The organism is Vibrio sp. V12_P9A6T4 (genome assembly GCF_963874835.1).
GTDB lineage: Bacteria > Pseudomonadota > Gammaproteobacteria > Enterobacterales > Vibrionaceae > Vibrio > Vibrio anguillarum.
The window spans coordinates 1-3,751 of sequence record NZ_CAWNJO010000007.1; the positions used below are offsets into that span (position 1 = coordinate 1).

Annotated in this window: 3 protein-coding genes; all 3 read left to right on the plus strand. The window is 38.5% G+C overall.

What is annotated here, in order from left to right; translation table 11 throughout:
* The first annotated feature begins 703 nt into the window (after nt 1-703).
* The 3 genes from AACQ42_RS00120 to AACQ42_RS00130 all read left to right on the plus strand — a co-directional run bounded on the left by AACQ42_RS00120 (nt 704) and on the right by AACQ42_RS00130 (nt 3,554).
* A complete protein-coding gene (locus AACQ42_RS00120; protein WP_080536237.1) occupies nt 704-994 on the plus strand; it encodes a YkgJ family cysteine cluster protein in 291 nt (96 codons plus the stop codon).
* Nucleotides 995-1,628: 634 nt separating this feature from the next.
* The gene (locus tag AACQ42_RS00125; protein WP_094144321.1) at nt 1,629-2,135 is read left to right on the plus strand and encodes a GNAT family N-acetyltransferase; all 507 of its coding nucleotides are present in this window, start codon (nt 1,629-1,631) and stop codon (nt 2,133-2,135) included.
* A gap of 603 nt (nt 2,136-2,738) precedes the next feature.
* Nucleotides 2,739-3,554 carry a DUF2971 domain-containing protein gene (locus AACQ42_RS00130; RefSeq protein WP_094165467.1) on the plus strand — a complete coding sequence of 272 codons (816 nt, stop codon included), beginning with the start codon at nt 2,739-2,741 and terminating at the stop codon, nt 3,552-3,554.
* Nucleotides 3,555-3,751 lie beyond the last annotated feature (197 nt).

Here is a 3,751-nt window from a genome sequence, read left to right on the forward strand (position 1 = left end):
TTCAAGAGGGACAGCCAACGCGTGGCATTTTTATTATGCGTTGGTTTTTTGTGATTATGGTGTTATGCGGAAGCTTGGCAGTGGCGTTGGCTGCCCCTTAACGCGGCGTTATGTAACCGTAGAGAAAAAGGCCGTAATATATTGAAAATTAAAATATTTTTATGGTTTCTTTACTTTGAGTTTAGCTTCTAATTTACACGTTTATACCTTTAATTGATTGTTTTTATTAGTTATTTATACAGTTTGTAAAGTTAGTTTTATTCATGTTGATTTGATTTTCGTCTTCTTTATTCTTCGAATTTTTAGCTGGTTCTAAATGATTCAGTGGGTTTGCGATGAGCTTGGGGGCAGTCATTTTTTTCTTTAAACTAGGGCTCGCAGTTTCATCGTTGCCACGCAAATTCTACTGGGTTACTGCTAACTTTTCGTGTAAGTTAAACGGTATTTGGCAATGTTGTTCTTTGTAATGCTTTGAAATGGTTAGTAAAGTTACATAACAAAGCATTCAAGAGGGACAGTCAACGCGTGGCAGTTTTGGTTTGGGTGAGCATTTGAGGTTACGGCTGGTTAGTTTTAGTTCAACTGTTTGCGTTGCCTGCCCCTTAATGCGGCGTTATGGCTATCAAGTTGAGTTCATCATTAATGTCGGTAAATTGGTTTAAATTGGAGTACTATTCTGCGATTAAACTTGCTGAAGAACTCGATGACAATCCCAATTAAAAATGTATCAAATCCGGAAATATCGTGCTCAAACTGCCATGCTTGTTGTTGCCGTTTGGAGGTTATGATCATTACCGATACAGGTGTGCCAGAGCAGCATATTGCATTCGATGAATGGGGTGGAGAAACTATGCTGCGTTTGTCAGATGGTTGGTGTTCAGCTCTAGATCGTGAAACGTTCATGTGCACAATTTACGAAAATCGCCCTTGGATTTGTCGAGAATTCGAAATGGGCTCTTACGAATGTCGAGATGAACGGATAGACCTTTTCTAAATTTTTACCCAATAAATCAGTGAGTTGTTAGCCATAACAAACGGTTCAAGAGGGACAGCCAACGCGTGGCATTTTTATTATGCGTTGGTTTTTGTGGTTACGGTGTTATGCGTAAGCTTGGTTGTGGCGTTGGCTGCCCCTTAACCGGGCGTTAGGCAAAGTGAGTTTTTATCAGCTAAATCGAGTTGAAATTGAACAGTAAATTCCATGTTTTGTGGCTTAAGTTAAGCAATAAATCGTCATCACATATTTGTTGTTTCGTGATCGCGTTGGATTGCTTGTCGTTGTGAGTTTAGCGGTAAAATAACCTTCAGCATCCAAACGTCCGCCGAGCATGCTACGCTCGTCACTTTTCTCCCAAACCGCTCAATTTGAATTTTTTTGTTTCTTTGCTGATTTAGCATTTGGGTTTATAAATGAATGGTTTAGTTTGCTTAAACTTTACAAAAAGACTTGTTCTTGGGTTTTGAAAGCATTGTTGTCAATTGATTGGCCTAACAAACGGCTCAAGAGGGATTGCCAACGCGTGGCGGCTTTAGTGCAAAATTGAAGTTCAGTGTTTACAGTGTGTTTTTTGAGTTCGGCTATGCGTTGTCAACCCCTTAGCCGGGCGTTAAATTACAAGGATAGTTCAGTGGAAATAAAGGAAATTAATTCAATATCTAGTGTCTCAGGTCAATTAAATTCATTGCTTATAGATTGTGTTGAGAGTGGTGCTTCAGTTGGCTTCTTAACTCCGATCGATAGAGAAGAAATCGAGTCATACTGGGTTGGTGTAGAGTCTGATTTAAAATCAGGAAACCGTCGTTTGTTTATTGCTCAAGATAAAAATATCATCATCGGTGCAGTTCAGCTTTCTCTGTGTTCTAAAGCAAATGGTTTACATAGAGGGGAAGTTGAAAAGTTGATGGTTAAAACAAGTGTTCGTGGCCAAGGTATCAGTAAAAAATTAATGTCACTGATGGAAAAAACGGCATCAGAACTTGGTTTGCAGTTACTCGTTTTGGATACTCGCTTGGGTGATTTGGCTTCTTTGCTATATCGTTCGATTGGTTACATCGAAGCTGGTCAAATTCCAGAGTTTGCGCGTAGTTCTAGCGGAAAGTTAGAAGCAACGGTTTACTTCTACAAGCAATTGTAATTTAACAAACGGCTCAAGAGGGATTGCCAACGCGTGGCGACTTTAGTGCAAAATTGAAGTTTAGTGTTTACAGTGTGTTTTTTGAGTCCGGCAGTGCGTTGTCAACCCCTTAGCCGGGCGTTAGGCAAGGTGAGTTTTTATCAGCTAAATCGAGTTGGAATTGAACGGTAAACTCCATGTTTTCTGGTTTAAGTTAAGCGATAAATAGTCATCACATATTTGTTGTTTCTTGATCGCGTTGGGTTGCTTTTCGTTGTGAATTTAGCGGCAAAATAACCTTCAGCATTCAAACGTCCGCCGAGCATGCTACGCTCGTCACTTTTCTTCCAAATCGCTCAATTTGAGTTTTTTGGTCTCTTTGCTGATTCAGTATTTTGGTTTATAAATGAATCGGTTAGTTTGTTTCAAGTTTACAAAAAAGCTCGTTCTTTGGTTGTGAAAGTGTCGGTGTCAATTGGTTGGCCTAACAAACGGCTCAAGAGGGATTGTCAACGCGTGGCGGCTTTAGTTCAAAATTGAAGTTCAGTGTTTACGGTGTGTTTTTTTAGTTCGGCGGTGCGTTGTCAACCCCTTAGCCGGGCGTTATATTTCTAGGAGGTAAAGTTGAAGGAATTTGAACCATTATATAAATTTCGTGGCGTGGATGAATATAGCTTGAACTCAATTGAGGAGAATACGCTATGGTTCTCACATGTCGACGATTTTAATGATCCCTTTGAATTGTTTTATAAAATAACTTCTGGAATTGATGAAGATAATATTACAGATGCTTTTGATGCATATTTAACATTTGCTGAAAAACAAAAAATGCCATTTGCAGTGTCAAAAAAAGCCATTCTCAGCGCTGTATCTACTGTAACTGATGATGTAAAGTCTACAATAATTAACATGATTTCTCAGGCAATACTTCCTTTGCAAATGGCAAAAATAGAAAGAGTTAAAAATGACAATAAAATTTTTAGCTTGTCATTTTCAAATGAGCATCCATTGCTATGGGGACATTACGCGAATGGGCTAAAGGGTATGTGTATTGAATATGATCTCAATAGACAAAGAAGACCATTAAATTTAGGTTATTGTCCAGTGGAGTATTTAGATGAGCCTTATACGATAAATCTTCTTGATTTTTTAAAATACAATCATGGAATTTCAAGTTATAGTGAGAAAATATTCGCAACTAAAAATAAAGTTTGGGCTTATGAAGAGGAGTTCCGTCTTATTTCTGAAAATGATGTAATGTCTGGGAATAAATACAAATTAAATGATGATGTTATTCGTTCTATCATTTTGGGCGAGAAAATGCCAATGGAAGATCAGTTGAAAGTTAAAAGTGTTATTGCTGGTAGGGATATCAAGCTATACAAAGCCATTGCAGTACCTTCAGACTTTAGAATAGACATTGTTGAGTACGAAATATAACAAACAATTTAAGAGGGATTCCCAACGCTTGGCATTTTTGTTTCTACTTCAAGTCTAGTGGTTACGGTACAATGCTTTGGGTTGGGTGGTAGCGTTGCTCACCCCTTAATTGGGCGTTATGCAACTCAGGTAAAATTAGGGGTTCAATCTTGTGGGATTTCTCCGGCCATTCGTTTTGTGTTGTCGGCAAATGAGCA